The sequence below is a fragment of the Amycolatopsis minnesotensis genome (assembly GCF_039529815.1).
GTDB classification, from domain to species: Bacteria; Actinomycetota; Actinomycetes; order Mycobacteriales; family Pseudonocardiaceae; genus Amycolatopsis; species Amycolatopsis minnesotensis.
Genome location: NZ_BAAANN010000016.1, coordinates 20,851 through 37,029, shown reverse-complemented (window position 1 = coordinate 37,029; position 16,179 = coordinate 20,851). Strand labels below are relative to the sequence as shown.

14 protein-coding genes are annotated in these 16,179 nt (G+C 68.9%); 2 read left to right on the top strand and 12 right to left on the bottom strand.

The window, feature by feature from the left end; all coding sequences use genetic code 11:
- Positions 1 to 32: 32 nt before the first annotated feature.
- Complete coding sequence (locus ABD256_RS20780) at positions 33 to 1,604, top strand: GAF domain-containing sensor histidine kinase (RefSeq protein WP_344421104.1); 1,572 nt, start codon at positions 33 to 35, stop codon at positions 1,602 to 1,604.
- A 733-nt stretch (positions 1,605 to 2,337) separates the two neighbouring features.
- On the opposite strand, the gene ABD256_RS20775 is transcribed toward ABD256_RS20780, so the two are convergent.
- Positions 2,338 to 2,766 (bottom strand): integrase core domain-containing protein, encoded by a 429-nt coding sequence (locus ABD256_RS20775; protein WP_344421101.1) that lies wholly within the window; start codon positions 2,764 to 2,766, stop codon positions 2,338 to 2,340.
- A 203-nt stretch (positions 2,767 to 2,969) separates the two neighbouring features.
- On the opposite strand from ABD256_RS20775, the gene ABD256_RS20770 reads away from it, so the two are divergent.
- Entirely contained in the window at positions 2,970 to 3,182 is a 213-nt protein-coding gene (locus tag ABD256_RS20770; RefSeq protein WP_344421098.1) for a hypothetical protein, read from the top strand.
- A 7-nt stretch (positions 3,183 to 3,189) separates the two neighbouring features.
- On the opposite strand, the gene ABD256_RS20765 is transcribed toward ABD256_RS20770, so the two are convergent.
- The 11 genes from ABD256_RS20765 to ABD256_RS20715 form a co-directional block, all read right to left on the bottom strand.
- Positions 3,190 to 3,381, bottom strand: coding sequence for a hypothetical protein (locus ABD256_RS20765; protein WP_344421095.1), 192 nt, complete (start codon positions 3,379 to 3,381; stop codon positions 3,190 to 3,192).
- 32 nt (positions 3,382 to 3,413) lie between these two features.
- Positions 3,414 to 3,731 carry a hypothetical protein gene (locus tag ABD256_RS20760; protein ID WP_425546481.1) on the bottom strand — a complete coding sequence of 106 codons (318 nt, stop codon included), beginning with the start codon at positions 3,729 to 3,731 and terminating at the stop codon, positions 3,414 to 3,416.
- Positions 3,732 to 3,904: 173 nt separating this feature from the next.
- Positions 3,905 to 6,316: a phosphoketolase family protein gene (locus ABD256_RS20755; RefSeq protein WP_344421092.1), complete on the bottom strand. Its 2,412-nt coding sequence runs from the start codon at positions 6,314 to 6,316 to the stop codon at positions 3,905 to 3,907.
- A complete protein-coding gene (locus ABD256_RS20750) occupies positions 6,313 to 7,023 on the bottom strand; it encodes a universal stress protein (protein ID WP_344421089.1) in 711 nt (236 codons plus the stop codon). Before ABD256_RS20750 ends, ABD256_RS20755 begins: the two co-directional genes overlap by 4 nt.
- A 7-nt stretch (positions 7,024 to 7,030) precedes the next feature.
- Entirely contained in the window at positions 7,031 to 7,654 is a 624-nt protein-coding gene (locus ABD256_RS20745; RefSeq protein WP_344421085.1) for a CBS domain-containing protein, read from the bottom strand.
- Positions 7,655 to 7,727: 73 nt separating this feature from the next.
- Complete coding sequence (locus ABD256_RS20740; RefSeq protein ID WP_344421082.1) at positions 7,728 to 8,825, bottom strand: acetate/propionate family kinase; 1,098 nt, start codon at positions 8,823 to 8,825, stop codon at positions 7,728 to 7,730.
- Positions 8,813 to 11,467 carry a magnesium-translocating P-type ATPase gene (mgtA, locus tag ABD256_RS20735; RefSeq protein ID WP_344421078.1) on the bottom strand — a complete coding sequence of 885 codons (2,655 nt, stop codon included), beginning with the start codon at positions 11,465 to 11,467 and terminating at the stop codon, positions 8,813 to 8,815. The genes ABD256_RS20740 and mgtA overlap by 13 nt, the downstream gene beginning before the upstream one ends.
- The gene (locus tag ABD256_RS20730; protein ID WP_344421075.1) at positions 11,464 to 12,363 is read right to left on the bottom strand and encodes a universal stress protein; all 900 of its coding nucleotides are present in this window, start codon (positions 12,361 to 12,363) and stop codon (positions 11,464 to 11,466) included. The genes mgtA and ABD256_RS20730 overlap by 4 nt, the downstream gene beginning before the upstream one ends.
- A 4-nt stretch (positions 12,364 to 12,367) precedes the next feature.
- A complete protein-coding gene (locus ABD256_RS20725) occupies positions 12,368 to 13,294 on the bottom strand; it encodes a universal stress protein (RefSeq protein WP_344421072.1) in 927 nt (308 codons plus the stop codon).
- Positions 13,287 to 14,228 carry a universal stress protein gene (locus tag ABD256_RS20720; protein ID WP_344421069.1) on the bottom strand — a complete coding sequence of 314 codons (942 nt, stop codon included), beginning with the start codon at positions 14,226 to 14,228 and terminating at the stop codon, positions 13,287 to 13,289. Before ABD256_RS20720 ends, ABD256_RS20725 begins: the two co-directional genes overlap by 8 nt.
- A 1,378-nt stretch (positions 14,229 to 15,606) precedes the next feature.
- Positions 15,607 to 15,765: a hypothetical protein gene (locus tag ABD256_RS20715; RefSeq protein WP_344421066.1), complete on the bottom strand. Its 159-nt coding sequence runs from the start codon at positions 15,763 to 15,765 to the stop codon at positions 15,607 to 15,609.
- Positions 15,766 to 16,179: the final 414 nt, after the last annotated feature.

Sequence of the window (16,179 nt, the reverse complement as noted above, 5' to 3'; positions counted from 1 at the left end):
GCCGCTGGCCGTTTCTGTGACATCGTTGCGGGATGCCAGCCGATCAGGGCCGCGGTCCCCCACCAGCCCAGCGAGATGCCGGGGCTTCGCCTGCCGAGCTGCGCGAGGAAGCCCTCGCGACCCGGTCCAAAATGGACGCGCTGTTGGCCGCCATGCTTGTGTTCTCCGCCAGCCTGGAGCTGGACGAAACCCTCCACCAGATCGTGACCGCGGCCCGCGGCCTCGTGGACGCGCGTCTCGGCACGCTCAGCGTCTTCGACGACAACGGCACGGTGACCCAATTCGTCGTCGCCGGTACCGGCGAGCCCGCCCCTCCGGAGGACGGGGCGGTGACCCGAGATTTCCTGGACGTCCCGCTCCTCGCGCGCGGCGCTGTCGTCGGACGGCTGCACCTGGCCGGGAAGAACACCGGACGGGGTTTCACCGCGGACGACGAACGGGCGGTGGTGGCGTTGGCGGCCGCCGCCGGGATCGCCGTGGACAACGCCGTCCTCTACGAGCAGACCCGGCGACGGCAGCGGCTGGTAGAGGCCACGGGGCAGATCTTCGCGGAACTTCTCGGCGGCACGGGGGTCACCGAGGTGCTGCGCCTCATCGCGAGCCGCGCCGCCGAGCTCACCGATGCCGAAAACGCGCTCATCGCACTACCGGAGTACCTCGACGAACCCGGCACTGGCGACGGGGAACTCGTGGTCACCGTGTGCGCCGGACCGGACGCCGATGCCTTGACCGGTGGCCGGATCCCGGTCGCCACCTCGATCTCGGGTGCCGTGCTACACGATCACGTGCCGCGCAGCGTGCCCAGTCTCGTGTTCGACCTGCCCGGCGATCTCGGTCCCGCGCTCGCGGTGCTGCTGCGGTCGGGCGAGTCGACCGCGGGGGTGCTCCTGGCTATCCGCGGGCCCGGTGGCGCCGCGTTCGGCGAACACGAACTCCAGATCGTGTCGGCGTTCGCCGATCAGGCCGCGCTGGCGCTGCGGGACGCCGAAAGCCAGTCCGCCCGGCGTGACCTCGACGTCGTGACCGACCGCGACCGGATCGCACGCGACCTGCACGACCACGTGATCCAACGACTGTTCGCGGTCGGCCTCGCCATGCAGGCCACTCGCCGCGAGGCGGGTTCATCCACCGTCACGGACCGCCTCGCCCAGCACGTCAGACAGTTGCAAGAGGTCATCGAAGAGATCCGCGGCGCGATCTTCGACCTGCACCCCGAACCAGGAGGGACCACCACGCTACGGACGAAGCTGCGCGACGCGGTCACCCAGGCGACCGGCGACGCGGGCATCCGCACCACGGTGCACCTGTCCGGACCGCTCGAAACGGTGCCGCCCGAACTCGCCGAACACGCCGAGGCGGTGGTCCGCGAAGCTGTCAGCAACGTCGTGCGGCACGCACGGGCCACCGACCTCACCGTGGCGATCACCGTGGCCGACGACCTGACCGTAGAAGTCTCCGACACCGGAACCGGGCTGCCAGAAACGGTGACACGAAGCGGTCTTCGCAATCTCGAACGTCGTGCGACCGACGCGCACGGGTCCTTCCACGTCAACCGCCGCGCGGACGGCGGAACCCGTCTGAAGTGGACAGTCCCGCTCTCCTGACCGGCCCAGCGCTCGTTCTCACCGGAAGCACGACTCGATGCCCCATCGCGGATCATGGTCACCGGCCCGTTCACAGGGCAGTGGCTTCAGCTGTGGCAGGACACCAGGCTGAAGCTCGGAAAGTCGACGATGCAGAAGCACGTGAACAGTGGCTGCCGTCCGCCGAGAGCAGGGCGAGACCCGGTTGCGAGACCGGGGAGACCACTGCTTTCGCGGCCGACCGCGGTGGTGCGTCGAGCTCTCGTTCCTGCTTCCGGCCTTGAGTACGTAGTGAGACTTCCGGATACTCCCCGTCAGAACGAGACGAGCGTTCCGCTGCCGCGTCTCGCCGCCGACGACCTCCTGCCGCCCGTCGAGACCACATCGAGTCGCCCGTGCTGGTGCTACGCTCAATGTCGCGAAAACTGCGGTGACCGCAGATTTTTCGGTCACATCACCCGTATCTCCGGCGCCGAGGGCGCGCGGCTCGCAACGGTAATGCACTGCTCCGCTGGGCGGAGGAGCAAGCCAGTGCGGAATCCACAAAGGACGACGAATCGGCATGACCATCCGCGACGAGTGGACCCCAGCCCTGCCCCAACATCCGTCGACACGATCGCCACACATGCCCGTGTCTGGTCCATCAGGGCTGTCGGACTACGCCGTCTCGCCGCTGGACATGCCTACCGCGCTACTGCGCGATGAAGTACACGTCGCGGTCTGAGGTTGCCCCCGAAGACCGAACACCGGGGTTTCATGCCGCGAGGGCGGGACCTTGACGATAGCTGACACGGGTTTCGTGGGGTGTTCGGTGGCCTGGTGTCGAATGTAGACGGTCGGGCTTGTAGGAGCTGAAGCAGGAAAAGACGACGCGGTGGGCGTCGGCGCGGGTGGTCCAGACGGTGGTGCCGATCTCGGTTTCGAGGGTGGCGAAGAACGACTCGGCGACCGCGTTGTCGTAACACGACCCGGTCCGGCCCACCGACGGCCGCACGCCCAAGCCGGCGAGTGCGGCGCGGAACTCGGCCGGCGGTGTATCGCGAGCCGCGGTCGGAATGAAAGATCGCGTCCTGGCCGAGCAGTCCGCGCCGGGCGGCCAGCGTGATCGTGTCGCAGACGACTTCAGCGCGCATGTGCTCGGCCATCGCGTGGCCGACGCCCCCCTGTTGTGCAGATCGATCACGGTGGCCGGATACGGCCAGCCCTCCCGCGTGGGCAGGTACGTGATGTCCCCGGCCGGGAGCGGCGGCGGTGAAGTCGCGGCCGGCGGCCTGGTCCCGCCGGGTCAGAGACCGGCGCCGCCGCCGGATGATACCGGTGATCCCGCGCTCGCGCATAATCCGCTCGACGCGCTTGTGGTTGACCCCGCGGCCGCGGTGGCGCGGCGTGGCTACGATCCGCGGGCGGCCGCAGGCACCCCGGGTGCCCGGCGTGGACCTCGGTGATCTCGTCGGCGAGTTGGTCGTCGTCGGCGGCGCGTCCGGCACGCGCGGGTGCGGCGGCCAGCCACTCGTAGAAGCCTGGACGCCGCACGTCCAGGACTCGGCACACCCCCGGGCGACGCCGAAAGTGGCGCGGTGTTCGGAGATGAACCGGTAGCTGTCAGTCAACGACCCATCTCCTTGGCGAAATAGGCGGCTGCCTTGCGCGGGATCTCCTTCTCCAGCTCCAGTTCGGCCACCCGCTCGCGCAGCGCCCACAGCTCTTCCTGCTCGCTCGCGGAGACGCCGCCCCACGGCCCGGCCAACACAACCGCGTCCTTGCCGAACTGCTCGGGATACTTCGACGAACGTGACACCAGGACATCCTTCCCCAGACCAATGTCCGGGATCAGAGTGTCCGGCTCCCAAGGGCAACCTCAGTCTTCCCGTCGGTCGTGCTCTGCAGGCTGCTGTTGACGTTCCACTTCTGCGACTTGGTGTGGCCGAGCACGTCGGTCGCTTTCACCTGGCGACCCTGGTCGCCGTATTCGAAGGTCGCGGTCTGGTTGTTCGGGTCGGTCTCGGTGCTCGAACTGGCGTTGTAGCCGAGCTTCGTGGTGAGCGTTCCCAGCGCCTTGTTCGGTGTGGTCGGGGACGTCAACCGCTTGTTCGCGTCGTAGTTCGAGCCCCAGGTGCCGCCATTGGGGTCGGTGACCGTGGCGATCAAGCACGCGTTGTTCCACGTGGTCCGGACCGTGTTCCCGGCGCGGTCCGTGAAGGAGGTCAGAGCTAGATCAAATTGTCACCCCGATGCCGCAATGGTCTTGTGCGAACCGAGACTCGACCACGGATCGCCGACGCGATCTAGAACCAGCGGTGCCGGCCCGGCAGGGGCGAAAGTCACTTGGGTGGGTTCCAGGTCCAGTCGCGGACCTCCGGTAGGTCTTCGCCGTGCTCGCGGATCCAGACGTGGTGGCGTTGCCGCGCATCGGTCATCTGCTGGCGTACCGCGGCGGCACGCGGACCGAGCGCGGTGACCCGGTCGATGACATCGATGACCAGCTGGAAGCGGTCCATGTCGTTGCGGACGAGCATGTCGAACGGGGTGGTCGTGGTGCCTTCCTCCTTGTAGCCGCGGACGTGCAGGTTGGGATGGTTGGTGCGGCGGTAGGTGAGCCGATGGATCAGCCAGGGGTAGCCGTGGTAGGCGAAGATCACTGGCGTGTGGGTGGTGAACAGGGCGTCGAACTCGGGGTCGGTCATTCCGTGCGGATGCTCGGTGTCGGGTTGCAGGCGCATCAGGTCGACCACGTTGACCACCCGCGCCCTCAGCCAGGGAAGGTGCTGGCGCAGCAGTGAGGTCGCGGCCAGCACCTCGACCGTGGGCACGTCACCGGCGCAGGCGAGCACGACGTCCGGCTCATTGTCGCCTTCGTTGCCGGCCCAGGTGAAGATCCCGGCGCCGCGGGCGCAGTGCAGGGCCGCCGTGTCGGCGTCGAGCCAGACCGGGCTGTCGTTCTTGCCCGCCACGATGACGTTGATGTAGTCCCGGCTGGCCAGGCAGTGCGCCGCTACGGAGAGCAGGGTGTTGGTGTCCGGTGGCAGGTAGACCCGGACGACTTCGGCTTTCTTGTTCATCACGTGGTCGATGAAGCCGGGGTCCTGGTGGGAGAAGCCGTTGTTGTCCTGACGCCACACGTGCGAGGTGATCAGGTAGTTCAGTGACGCGATCGGGCGGCGCCATGGCAGGTGGCGGCTGATCTTGAGCCATTTGGCGTGCTGGTTGACCATGGAATCGACGATGTGCACGAACGCCTCGTAACAGGAGAACAGGCCGTGCCTGCCGGTCAGCAGGTACCCCTCCAGCCAGCCCTGGCACAGGTGTTCGGAGAGCACTTCGCTCACCCGTCCGTCGCGGACCAGGTGCTCGTCGACCGGGAGTGTCTCTCCCGTCCACTGCTTGCCGGTCACCTCGTACACGGCGTCGAGCCGGTTCGAGGCGGTCTCGTCGGGCCCGAATAGCCGGAAGTCCCGTCGCGCGCTGTCGCGTTCGATCACCTCGCGCAGGTATCGGCCGAGCACCCGCGTCGGCTCGGAGAGCGTCACCCCGGGACGTTCGCACGGCGCGGCGTGCGAACGTGGGTCCGGCAGGTCCAGCGGGCGCAGCAGCAGGCCGCCGTTGGCGTGCGGGGTGGCGCCCATCCGCCGATCCCCCACCGGGATCATCGCGGTCACCTCGGCGAGCGGACGGCCGTCGAGATCGAACAGTTCCTCGGGCCGGTAGGAGCGCATCCACCGTTCCAGCTGCCGCAGGTGTTCCGGATTCTCGCGCACCCCTGGCAGCGGAACCTGGTGCGCCCGCCAGGTCCCTTCGACCTTGACTCCGTCCACTTCGGACGGACCGGTCCAGCCTTTGGGGGTGCGCAGGACGATGACCGGCCACCGCGGCCGTACCGGCGCGGTCGCACTGATACGGGCTTCACACTGGATGGCACGGATGTCGGTGACCACTCGGTCCACAGTGGACGCCATGAGCTCGTGCATCGCGGCAGGCTCGTGGCCTTCGACGTAGTGGGGCTCGTAACCGTAGCCGCGCAGCAGCGCGTCGAGTTCCGCGCGGGGTATCCGGGCGAGCACGGCGGGGTTGGCGATCTTGTAGCCGTTGAGGTGCAGGATCGGCAGGACCGCGCCGTCGGTGGCCGGGTTGAGGAACTTGTTGGCATGCCAGCTGGTGGCCAGTGGCCCGGTTTCCGCCTCGCCGTCGCCGACGACGCATGCCACCAGCAGGTCCGGGTTGTCGAACGCGGCACCGTAGGCGTGCGCGAGCGAGTAGCCCAGTTCGCCGCCCTCGTGGATGGATCCCGGTACCTGGGGCGCGACGTGGCTGGGTACGCCGCCGGGGAAGGAAAACTGGCGGAAGAGCCTGTGCATGCCGTCGAGGTCACGGGTGACGCCCGGCTCGGTCTCGGTGTAGGTGCCTTCCAGCCAGGTGTTGGCGAACAGTGCCGGGCCGCCGTGTCCGGGGCCGATGACGTACATGGCGTTGAGCTCGTGGGCGCGGATCGCACGGTTGAGGTGGGCGTAGACGAAGTTCAGTCCAGGAGAGGTTCCCCAATGACCCAGCAGTCGGGGCTTCACATGCTCGGAAACCAGCTCCTCACGCAGTAACGGGTTGTCCATGAGGTAGATCTGGCCCACGGTCAGGTAGTTCGCGGCCCGCCACAGGGCGTCGACCTCGCGCGCCGCGTCCGCGTCGAGGGTGCGGGGAGCGAGAGTCGCGGCCTCGGACAGGGGACGGGTGGCCGGGTTCATCTGGTCCTCATCTCATCGGTGATCGCGGCACGGACCACGATCAGTGGGCACGGAGTGCCGAAAAGCAGAGCTTGGCTGGTCGATCCATGCGACAGGTCGGAAAACCAGGCGCCCGCGCGGCTGCCGACGATCAACAGCCGGGCGTGCTCGGCCTGTTCCAGCAGGAAGCGCACCGGCCGGTTCCTGGACACGACGCGGTGAACAGTGACTTCGGGGTACTTCTCCTGCCACCCGGCGAGCCGTTCCGCGAGCAGTTCACTCTCCTCGACAGCGATGTCGGCGGTGCTGGTGAGATGGTCGCGGGCGTAGCTGTCGGTGCTGGTGGCGGAGAACTGGACCCAGGTGTGCACGGCGAGCAGATCCGCCCCGCGTGAGGAGGCCTCCGCGAACGCCAGCGCGAGCGCCGGTTCGCTGGCCGGGGTGCCGTCCACCCCGACGACCACGGGCCCCTCGACGGGCGGGGCTTGCTCAAGCTTGCGGCCGCGGACGACCGCGACCGGGCAATGCCCATCGGTGACCAGGGCGAGTGCGGTGACCGGTTCTCCGCCCGGCGCGAACACGATCAGCCTGGCCTCGCGGGATTCCTCGATCAGCGAAGGCACAGCCAGGTCGCGGGTCACCCGCAACCGCGCGCCCCACCGGGTGGCCTCGTCCGCGGCCCAGCGTTCGGCGTGCCCGGCCGAGCCGGAGCCATCGGCCACGACCACTACCGAATTATCCGGGGAGGTGGTCATTGCCCGTTGTTTCGCTGACCACGTGCACGGCGGTCACGCCCGGCACCGCTTCGGCCAGCACCGTGGCCACGTGCCGATCGGTCTCGTTGTCGAACTCGTCGCCGATGGCCACCACGCCGTCGTCGACCCGCACCGACCACCGGCCGGCGGCGCCGTACATGGCGAGCTGATGCCGGATATCGGCGGAAATCGTCCGGTCGTCGCGCGCCAGGGTCCGCAGCAGATCGCGGCGGGTGACTATGCCGATCACCGTCGAGCCGTCCACGATCGGCAGGCTGCGCACGCCGTCGGTCAGCATCACCGACGCCAGATCGACCACATCGGCACCGGCGCCCATCCCGATCGCCGGCGTGGTCATCACCTCCCCCACCGTCGCGGGCGCGGCCGCCGGCATCGCGGCGTCGCCGTGGTGATATCGCGGGTCGCGCGGGAACCGGCCTCGGATCAGGTCCGCCTCGGTGACGATGCCGATGAGGCGTTCGGTGTCGTCCAGTACCGGCAGCGCGGTGAAGCCGTGCGAGGCCAGCAGGCTTGCCGCGTCCTTCACGGTGGTCTCCGGTGTCACGGTGCGCACCGGGCTGGTCATGACGTCGTGTGCCTGCATCGCGGACGTGCCTTCTTTCCTGGCTAGATCTCGACGATAGGACTGGCAGGAGCGCCGGCGCTGCGGCCGTTGGTCACCCAAGCCTGGGACCTACGGCCGCGGCCTCGGTCTGCTTGGCCAGTTCCAGGTCCTCGCGTGCGGTCACCAGCACCACGCGGGTGCCCGCCCGGACCGGGCTCAGGACGCGGTCCCCCGGTGCGGGCAGCCGGTCGGGGTCGATCCGCACGTCGAAGATGCCCAGCTTCGCCGCAAGCTCGGCGATCAGTCCCGGCTGGTGTTCTGCGACGCCGCCGGTGAAAACCAGGGCGTCCAGCCGGTCCAGCGCCGCTGTCATCGCGCCGATCTCGTGGCGCAACCGGTGCAGGTAGACCTCGATCGCCAGATCCGCCTCCGGTCTGCCGTCCGCGCGGGCGGCCAGCACGTCGCGGATGTCGCCGCCGGTGCCGGTCATCCCGGCCAGGCCGCTGGAGTGCTCCAGCGTGTCCTCGAGGCCCGCCGCTTCGGTGATCCCGGCCCGCAGGAGATACATCAGCAGACCGGGGTCGACGCTGCCGGAACGGGTGGCCATCACGGCGCCTTCCAGCGGGGTGAAACCCATCGAAGTGTCCACGCTGCGCGCGCCGCGGATGGCGGTCACCGACACACCGGCGCCGAGGTGGCAGCACACGACCCGCAATTCGCGAGGTTCGGTGTTCAGCAGCTCAGCGGTACGGCGCAGGGCATAAGCGCAGGAGAGCCCGTGAAACCCGTACCGGCGCAAGTCGTGCTCGCGGACCCAGTTCGCCGGCAACGCGTACCGCGCGGCGGCTTCGGGAATGCCCGTGTGGAACGCGGTGTCGAAACAGGCGAACACGGTGCCGGGGGCGATTTCCTCGGCCAGCGCGGCCAGCGCGAGCGACGACGGCTGGTGCAGCGGAGCCAGCGGGGTCAACGCCGTCAGCCGCGCGATCTCCTTGTCTCCCAGCCGAATCGGCTCGGTACGCCGGCCGCCGTGCACGAAGCGCACCCCCACCGCGTCGACCGGTGCCCATCGCCGGACCAGGTCGAGAAGCGGGCGGCGGGATCGCTGTGCCGAGGCCGTCGCCACGCTCGTCTGGTCGAGCACGGCGTCATTCTCGATCACGGCTAGTTTCACGCTCGACGAGCCGGGATTCACGGTCAGTACCCGCATCGCCGTGCCTGCTTCCGTCGCGGTGGGCTGGTGGCGATGCTGAAGCGGGCGGCTCGGCGCCGCACGAAGCGCGGGTGGCTGTCGGGCCGGTGCGGGGTGTGCGCGGTGGTGGCCGTGATCCGGTAGAAGAACCGTTTGCCGACCTCGATCAGCACGAGGTAGCCGAGCACCATGCCCGCCAGTGCCGCGAAGAACCCGCCGGGAAGGGGCTGGAATCCCAAGGCGTGCGCGAGCGGAGTGGCAGGCAGCACCGCCCCGACCGCGGCGGCACCCAGTGCGGCGAGGGTGATCGGGAGACTGGGATGGCTGCGGAAGAACGGGATCCGGCGGGTGCGGATCGCGAAGATCACCAGGGTCTGGGTGGCCAGTGACTCGACGAACCAACCCGAGCGGAACTGCTCCGGGCCCGAGTGGAACACCCACAGCATGACCCCGAAGGTGACGAAGTCGAAGACCGAGCTCACCGGCCCGAAGAACATCATGAACCGGCGGATGAACCCGAGGCCCCAGTGCGAGGGCCTGCGCAGTTGCTCGTCGTCGACGTTGTCGGTCGGGATGGCGAGCTGGCTGGTGTCGTAGAGCAGGTTGTTGAGCAGGATCTGCGAGGGCAGCATCGGCAGGAACGACAGGAATAGCGACGCGCCGGCGGCGGAGAACATGTTGCCGAAGTTGCTCGAGGTCCCCATCAGGACGTACTTGATGGTGTTGGCGAAGATCCGCCGCCCTTCGGTGACCCCGTCGGCGAGCACGGCGAGGTCCTTCTCCAGCAGGATCACATCCGCGGCGTCCTTGGCGACGTCGGTCGCCGAGTCCACCGAGATGCCGACGTCGGCGGCGTGCAGGGCGAGCGCGTCATTGACACCGTCGCCGAGGAACGCGACACTGCCGCCACCGAGCCGCTGGACGCGCACGATGCGCGCCTTGTGCTCCGGGCTCACGCGGGCGAACACGGTGGTGCCTCCGATGACGGCGGCAAGCCGCGTGTCGTCGAGTGCGTCGAGGTCCGCGCCGGTGAGGACGGCGCCGTCACCGAGGCCGAGGTCGTGGCAGACCTTCACCGCGACCGCGGCGTTGTCCCCGGTCACCACCTTCACCGCGATGCCGAGATCGGCCAGCCGCCGCAACGCCGCCGCCGCGTCTTGTTTGGGCGGGTCGAGGAACACCAGCAGTCCGAGCAAAGTCAGGCCGTGTTCGTCCGCCGGAGCCGGCTGGTGGTGCTCCGGGGCCGGTTTGGTGGCCACCGCGACGACCCGGTTGCCCGCGGCGAATTCCGCGTCCAAGGCGGACCGCGCGGCGGCCGGGACGCCAACGCACCGGTCGAGCACGGTCTCCGGCGCCCCCTTCGTCACCAGGGTCACCCGCCCGGCCGGATCCCGGACGACGGCCGAGATCATGCGCCGTTCGTGGTCGAAGGGCAGCACAGCCTGCCGGGTGTGGGCGGCGAGCGCGGCCCGCTCGGGCGCGGCGGCCGGAGACGTCCACAGCGCGTGGTCGAGCGGATTGCCGCCAGCGGATTCGGCGGCGTTCTCGGTACACAGCAATCCCCAGCGCAGCACGGAACCGGCGTCCGCCGCGTCGGTGGGCACCGCCCGCATGTAGTCGATCCGGCCGTGTGTGAGGGTGCCGGTCTTGTCGGTGAACACGACATCGACGTTGCCGAGGTCCTCGATGCACACCAGCCGCTTGACCAGTACCTTGCGACGGCTCATGCGTCGCGAGCCCGCGGCGAGGCTGGTGGACACGACCGCGGGCAGCAACTGCGGGGTGATGCCGACCGCGATCGCCAGCGAGAACAGCAACGCGTCCAGGAGCGGCTTCTGCAGCACGAGGTTGATGGCGAAGATCGTCGTCGTCAGTGCCGCCGCGACATACACCAGCAGCATCGAGAACTTCCGCAGCCCGACTTGGAACTCGGTGTCGAGCTGGTGTGTGCCCAGCCCGGCCGCGATCGACCCGAACTCGGTGCCCGCGCCGGTCGCCACCACGACACCGGCGGCGCTGCCCGCGTGCACGACGGTGCCCATCAACGCGCAGCAGGACAGTTCGGCCAGCACGGTGCCCGGTGCCACGGCGGCCGTGTCCTTGACCACGGGCAGGGACTCGCCGGTGAGCACCGATTCGTCGCATTCCAGGCCGGTCACCTCGATCAGCCGCACGTCGGCCGGGACGACATCGCCGAGCCTGAGGTCGAGCAGGTCACCCGGAACCAGCCCGCAAACGTCCACAGTGGACGACTGCCCGTCGCGGACGACCACGGCGACGTGCCGGATCCGGGAGTGCAGGGCCTCAGCGGCCTTCTCGGCCCGGTACTCGTCGACGAACCCGAGTCCGACCGACACGGCGACAATCACCCCGATGATGACGGAGTCGCTGTGTTCGCCGACGAAGTAGGACACGATCGCGGCAATCAGCAGCAGTCCGAGCAGCGGCGAACGGAGCTGCTGCCAGAGCACCGGCAGCAACCGGGCCCGGTGCGAGGACACCGCGTTCAGGCCATACCGAGCACGGCGCAGCGGCACCTCGTCCCCTGGCAAACCGGACTCCGGACTGACGTCGAGGTCGCCGAGTACCTCCACAATGGGCTGAGTCGCCGTGTGAACCACCCCTGCCGCGGCGGGCTGTGCGGGGGCGGACACCGTCATCCGGCACCATCGTGGCGGACGACGAGCACGGGACACTGGGCGTGCTGCAGAAGCGCCTGGCTGATCGATCCGAGCAGCATCCCGATGAAGCCACCGCGTCCCCTGCTTCCCACGACGACCAACTGCGCGTTCGCGGACCACTCCAGCAGGGCGTGCCGTGGCCGATCACGCACGAGCACCCGGCGGAGATCCACATCCGGATACTTCTCCTGCCATCCGGCGAGGCGCTGCGCGAGGAGCCGCTCCTCCTCCGCCCTGATCGAGTCCCAGGCGGGCAGGACACGTGAGGTCACATACAGGTCGTCGTAGGTCACGTCGAGCCAGGCGTGCAGCGCGACCAACGGGACCCCGCGCGCCGACGCTTCATCGAAAGCTCTGGCGATCGCCTGCTCGCTGGTCGGACTGCCGTCGATGCCGACGACGACCGGTCCGGCCACCGTGGTCGAATCGGCCCGGCCGCGGACCACCGCTACCGGGCAGTGGGCGTGCCCGGCCACGGCGATCGTGGTGGAACCGACCAGCATCCCGGCGAAACCACCACGGCCGGTGCGGCCGAGCACGAGCGTCCGCGCGTCGCGCGAAAGCTCGATCAGGGTCAAGGCCGGTGACTCGACGCAGACCTCCGTGGTGATCGCCAGGTCCTTGGCCTGCGAGCGCGCGAGCTCGACCGCGCCGCGGATGATCCGGTCGGCGTCCTCCCGCATGGCCTCGGCGTCCGTACCCGCTCCTTCGAGCACACCGTCGTAGAAGTACGACCCGGAGTGTCGGCGCGCGTGCACGATCTTCAGCTCGCCGCGCCTGGCCTGCGCCGTCGCGGCCGCCCACCGGACCGCGTCATCCGCTCCCGTCGAGTAGTCGACACCCACCACGATCGCCTGGCCTGCCACGTCCGTCATCTCCTCAGTCCGTTGTGGATTCTCGTTGGCGCCAGCCCGTGACCATGGCGAGGTGCGGGCGGACTATCGCGATCGGGCACGGCGCGTGTTCCACGAGTGCCTGGCTCGTCGAGCCGAGCACCATGCCCGCGAAACCGCCGAGGCCGCGGCTGCCCACGACGAGCAGTTGCGACTTCCTCCCGTACTCCAGCAACACGGTGATCGCGGTGCCCTGCCACACCGAGGCCGTGATCGCGACATCCGGGTACTTCTCCCGCCACACCTCCAAGTGCCGTGACAGCGGGCTGTCGTGGTCCTGCGCGATCTCGGCCCGATCACCCGCGGGCAACCGGTGCGGCGTCGGCTGCCCGGTGAAGGTGTGGTTCCCGGCATGCACCGCCCTCAACCCGACACCGCGCATCGAGGCCTCGTCGCAGGCGAATCCGATCGCACTGTCACCGTGCGCGGATCCGTCGACGCCGACGGTCACCGGGAGCGTGCCGGTGGTGATTTCACCGCGCACCACGACAACCGGGCAGTGCCCGTGTCCAGCCAGCGCGATGGCGGTCGACCCCATGAGCAGACCGGTGAAACCGCCGAGGCCGCGCGAGCCGAGCACGAGCAGGCAGGCCCGTTCCGACTCCTGAACCAGCGCGGCGACCGGATCCCACTCCCGTGCGGCGACCTCCACGAGCAGCCCGGGACTAGCGGCGAGGACGGCCGCTTCCGCCTCGTCCAGCCACGTATGGGCACGTTCGGTCAGCCCGGTCCGAATCCGATCACGCGACCCGGTGATCCCCGGCAAACCCCCACGCGGCACGGCGTACACGTGCACCAGTCGCAACGGACGGCCACGGCGGACCGCCTCGGCACCGGCCCAGACCGCGGCGCGGACCGCCGAGCTGGACCCGTCGATCCCGGCCACGACCCGGTTGTCCGCACCGCTACGCATGAGCTCTCCCTCGTGTTTCCGGGCTGGACCAGCCGCTCGGCGATGCTGGACTCGCCCGCTTTCGTTCGTGGGCGAGGACGACCGGGCAGGGCGCCCGGCTGAGCAGAGCGTTCCCGGTCGAGCCGAGCAAGCCACCCGCGATCGGCCCGCGGCCGCGCGAACCGATGACGATCAACTGCGCGGAGCCGGACAGGCCCAGCAACACCCGAGCCGCGTCCCGGTCCTGCACCGCGTGCAACCGGAATTCGACATCCGGGTACTTGCCGCGCCAGCCGACCACGCGATCTTCCACTGCCTGCCGTTCCCGCGAACGCGTTTCGGCGACCTGGGCGGCCCCAGCCCATGGCTCCGCGTGCCAGGCGTGCGCGACCACCAGCGGCACCATGCGCGAGGCCGCGGACTCCACCGCGAACTCCCAGGCGAGATCGCTCTCCGGGGACGCGTCCACCCCCACCACGACCGTTCCCTCCGGCACGGTGGAACCACGCACGACGACCACAGGGCACCACGCCCGCGCGGCGATCTTCAACGCGACCGACCCGACGAGAACCCCACTCAGTCCGCCAAGGCCGTGCGAACCCACCACCACCAGCTCCGCGGTGCGCGACCATCCCGCGAGCAGTTCAGGAGCGATGCCGCAAGCCAGTTCAACGGTGAGACGCACCCGGGGAGCGGCGTTGCGGGCTTCGGTCGCCGCGCGCTCGAGCCAACGGTATCCCTGCGACGACGGCGAATCCGCGCCCCGGCGGACCGACGCGCTGCCGGGCTCCGGTTCTCGTGGACCGAACGCGGACGCATGCAGCAGCACCAGCCCCACCCCGCGCCGTACCGCTTCGCGCGCGGCCCAGCGAGCGGCATCCAGACACGCCGGTGTCAGATCGATCCCGACGACAATCGTGTGCTCCGCGCTGACTCTGGCCATCGGCCTCTCCACTGCTCCAACGCCACCGAGGTGGCGGCGACCCGACCAGCATGTGCCGCGTGGACACCGGCCGGGAAGAGCACCAAGACCCCAAAGACCGAGGCACCGGCACTCGTCCCCAGCGGCCAGCCGCGACCGCGGCTGAGGGGCAGCGACGTTGCGGCGTTCATCGAGCAAGGCCGTTCCCGCCGCCGCCCGCTTCCGCGCTGTTACCGCGAGGTCGCAACACGTCTGAGCTGACCCGAAAGTGGCAGACGCCGAACTTCTCCGCCTGCTGGACACCCTCTGCTCGAACTCACCCAGGGGGTAGATCCGAAGGTCCTGTTCAAACAGGGACAGGAGCAGTTCGGCGGTGAAGCCGCTCAACTCGTCATGGCCGCGGCGCGACCGGACTCTGCCCGGAAAACAGCCGGTTCACCAGCTACGACGCGGTAGGTTGGCGCCCTGGCGACAAGGAACCACCTGCTCCGGACACGGCTACTGGGCGCGCCTCAAAGACGGCTCCGGAACCAGGATCATCACCAACGACCTGAAGCCAAACGGCGGCCCTATGCGCTTCACAACCACTACCGGTGAGTTCGTCGAGATCAGCGGCTGCACCTTTTCGAAGGCCAAGTAGTGTCCCGCCTCGACACCGACAGGGCTGGACAGCAGCGAGCGCATCGCACTGTGCTGTCGACGGTAGCCCTCGCCCTCTGGTGCATCAACCGGTACAGGTCTATGGAGCCGGAGGCGACTTTTCTCGTGTCTGAGCGAATCCGTCGGCGGGGTCAAGCCCGAGCATGGCGAGCAACGTGCGGCACTCGTCGGCTCCCGTCGACGCCGACGCGACCACTCGGGCACAGCGGTGGCGCTGAGCCCGGGAAAGATCGAAGCTGTCCGCCGTGGTCGCGGCGGGCAAGGGACCGTGGCGCCTCACGTCCGCGGTCCCAAGACACTCACCGGTGATTCGTCCGGCGGTCGCGCGGCGGCCGATCCGCCACCGACAGCGGAGGCGACGCGCGTCTCGTCACGCACGGGTCGCGAACGGTCAGCGGAAGGCAGCACGATATCTTCCCAGCGCTGCAGAATCAGGGTAATCGCCAGCACTACCATGGGAGTGGACAGCGGTATCAGGAACCACCCTACCTCGGACATGAGGCATCAACCCCGTCAAGTCTCGGACCTGGCGAGCCGACCGCGGCAATGACCATCACAACCTCCGCGCTACCGGCCACCTACCGGTGGCACCGCCGGGGGCTGGGGCGGGATCTTCGTGAACTACACGACCTGATGAGGATAGACCGAGCCGGCCGGCAAAAACCAGCACGAGCGAGTCTTCTCCTACACACGATCGAGGACGTCTGCGTGTCCACCTCGGTGAGGATCAGCCACTGGGTCAGCCCCGTCTTCAGCGTCGGAGGGTCTTGCGCCGGGTGAACCCGATCGCCGCGGTACCGGCGAACAAGACGATCGCGATGACGGCGAGCCACACGAGCCCAGGGAACGCGAACCCGACGACGGCCGTGATGAGCCACGCGACGAGCAGGATGATGATCAAGATCGACATATCGGCCTCATAGGATTCGCCACCTCGGTGCTTCGTATGCCAAGGCCGGATGAGCATCGGCAAAAATCAGTGTCCAATGTAGACACACAGTGCCGCGACCACGTTGTCCGAAGTCCGGCATCATGATTTGACGTTTTCACTCACCACGATCTCCTCGCGGTGGCGCGGATGTCTGGTGCACAAAGTCACCGAATACCCGGCATTGGTCACCACCGGGATGTGCCGGGCCGATCGTCTCCGTCCCGGCAACGGCATTCGGTGTGACCTTCTCGCAGAGGAGTGGCAGGCCGTTCGCGGCCTTGCCAGTTGTGTCCGAACGGGACGAAGGTGGGGCTCGAGGGTGTTGGCGAATCCGGTGTTCTCACAGAGGTGACACCGGCCGGCGACCCACGATTCGGTCGCCCGCCGCGCTCG

Bases quoted from the DNA above. Each gene is read 5' to 3' on its own strand.
- ABD256_RS20740 (WP_344421082.1), bottom strand. From the start codon at position 8,825: ATGCGGGTACTGACCGTGAATCCCGGCTCGTCGAGCGTGAAACTAGCC.
- ABD256_RS20725 (WP_344421072.1), bottom strand. From the start codon at position 13,294: ATGCGTAGCGGTGCGGACAACCGGGTCGTGGCCGGGATCGACGGGTCC.
- ABD256_RS20780 (WP_344421104.1), top strand. From the start codon at position 33: ATGCCAGCCGATCAGGGCCGCGGTCCCCCACCAGCCCAGCGAGATGCC.
- mgtA (WP_344421078.1), bottom strand. From the start codon at position 11,467: ATGACGGTGTCCGCCCCCGCACAGCCCGCCGCGGCAGGGGTGGTTCAC.
- ABD256_RS20715 (WP_344421066.1), bottom strand. From the start codon at position 15,765: ATGTCGATCTTGATCATCATCCTGCTCGTCGCGTGGCTCATCACGGCC.
- ABD256_RS20730 (WP_344421075.1), bottom strand. From the start codon at position 12,363: ATGACGGACGTGGCAGGCCAGGCGATCGTGGTGGGTGTCGACTACTCG.
- ABD256_RS20745 (WP_344421085.1), bottom strand. From the start codon at position 7,654: ATGCAGGCACACGACGTCATGACCAGCCCGGTGCGCACCGTGACACCG.
- ABD256_RS20755 (WP_344421092.1), bottom strand. From the start codon at position 6,316: ATGAACCCGGCCACCCGTCCCCTGTCCGAGGCCGCGACTCTCGCTCCC.